The organism is Mycobacterium sp. (assembly GCF_049280035.1).
Lineage (GTDB): Bacteria > Actinomycetota > Actinomycetes > Mycobacteriales > Mycobacteriaceae > Mycobacterium.
Genome location: NZ_JBAPPI010000656.1, coordinates 1 through 1738 on the forward strand (window position 1 = coordinate 1; position 1738 = coordinate 1738).

2 protein-coding genes are annotated in these 1738 nt (G+C 64.5%); one reads left to right on the forward strand and one right to left on the reverse strand.

Annotated elements, in window-relative coordinates:
- The first annotated feature begins 54 nt into the window (after window positions 1-54).
- Window positions 55-873, forward strand: coding sequence for an enoyl-CoA hydratase/isomerase family protein (locus WAN71_RS21165; protein ID WP_422227210.1), 819 nt, complete (start codon window positions 55-57; stop codon window positions 871-873).
- 3 nt (window positions 874-876) lie between these two features.
- Here WAN71_RS21165 and WAN71_RS21170 read toward each other — a convergent pair.
- On the reverse strand, window positions 877-1738 hold an 862-nt coding region (locus WAN71_RS21170; protein ID WP_422227209.1), incomplete at its 5' end, for a TIGR03619 family F420-dependent LLM class oxidoreductase.

The following is a 1738-nucleotide window of genomic DNA, read 5'->3' on the forward strand; positions in this document are numbered from 1 at the left end:
GCGGTGTGGTTCACGGAAGGCGCCGACTCCGACCGTCTGCCCTACGGTGGCTGTATGACTGCTGTGGAATTGGCAACGCTCGAGGACACCGCGGAAAACAAGATCGCCTGCGTCACCCTGAACCGGCCCAGGCGGTTGAACGCCATCGACGGGTCGCTGATCGACGCCATGGACGACGCATTGGATGCGCTCAGCACCGGCGAGTTCCGGGCGGCGATCTTGACCGGCGCCGGACGCGGATTCTGCGCCGGTGCCGACCTGAGCGGCACCGGGGAGGCCTGGACCAAAACAACGCCGAACAGCCCGCCGTTCAAGGTCAGCTATGACGCCCAGGTTCGGCTGGCCGATCTGTACACCCGGCTTTACGAGCTACCCATCCCGGTGATCGCCGCGGTCAACGGCGTCGCGGTCGGCGGCGGGCTGGCGTTCGCGCTGCACTGCGACATCCGGATCGCCTCTGAGCAAGCCCGGTTCGGCTCGGTTTTCATCAAAGCCGGGTTCTCATCGATGGACATGGGCACCAGCTACTTGTTGCCGAAGCTCGTCGGAGCAGGGGTGGCGCGGGAGCTGATGTTGACCGGTCGCATCATCGAGGCGGACGAGGCGTACCGGATCAGGCTGGTGCACGAAGTGGTGGCGCCCGACGAACTGATGGCGGCCGCGCTGAAGATGGCCCACTCGATCGTGGCCAACAACGCCTACGGGGTATGGCAGACCAAGATCGGCCTGAACACCGCGCTGGATGCGCCAAGCCTGCGGCACGCCAAGGAGATTGAGAACCGCACCCAGATACTGAGCGGGTTCACCAACAATCCGCTGGAGGCTGCTAAGGCGCTTCAGGAGAAGCGGCCCGCGGTGTGGGATCCGCTGTAGCCGTTAGGCTTTGGCGATCACCTTCTCGGCGAACCTCTCCAGGTTGCGGATCTTGGTGTCCAGTGGCTCGGTGTCGGGTCCCATGATGTAGGGAATCCGGAAGCCCACGATGACGTCGGTGACGCCTTTGTCCTCAAGGCGCTTGACGCCGTCGAGGGTGAAGCCGTCGGCCGAGATGACATGGATCTCGAACTGGCCGCTCTTGCCTTCCTCCTCGCGAAGCTGCTTGACCCGACCGATGAGCCGGTCGAGTTCTTCGGGTCCGCCGCCGCCGTGCATCCAGCCGTCGGCGCGGGCCGCGCGACGTAGCGCCGCGTCGGCGTGGCCGCCGATCAGGATCGGAATCGGTTGTGTCGGAGCGGGAGTCATCTTCGTTTTGGGTATGTCGTAAAACTCGCCGTGGAATTCGAAGTAGTCGCCGGTGGTCAGGCCGCGGATGATCTCGATGCACTCGTCAATCCGCTTGCCGCGCTTGGCGAATGGGACACCCATCAACTCGTAGTCCTCGGGCCACGGGCTGGTGCCGACCCCGAGTCCGACGCGGTTGCCGATCAGTGCCGCCAGCGAACCGGCCTGTTTGGCGACCAACGCCGGCGGCCTGATCGGGAGCTTGAGGACGAAGAAGTTGAACCGCAGTGTTGTCGTCACCGCGCCCAGCGCGGCGGTCAGCACGAACGTCTCGATGAACGCCTTGCCGTCCAGGAACTCGCGGTTGCCGTCGGGGGTGTAGGGATATTTCGAGTCCGACTCGAACGGGTAGGCGACGCTGTCCGCAATCGTCATGCTGTCATAGCCGGCGGCTTCCGCGGCTTTCGCCAGCGGAATGTAGAACGTCGGGTCCGTCATTGCCTCGGCATAGCTGAAC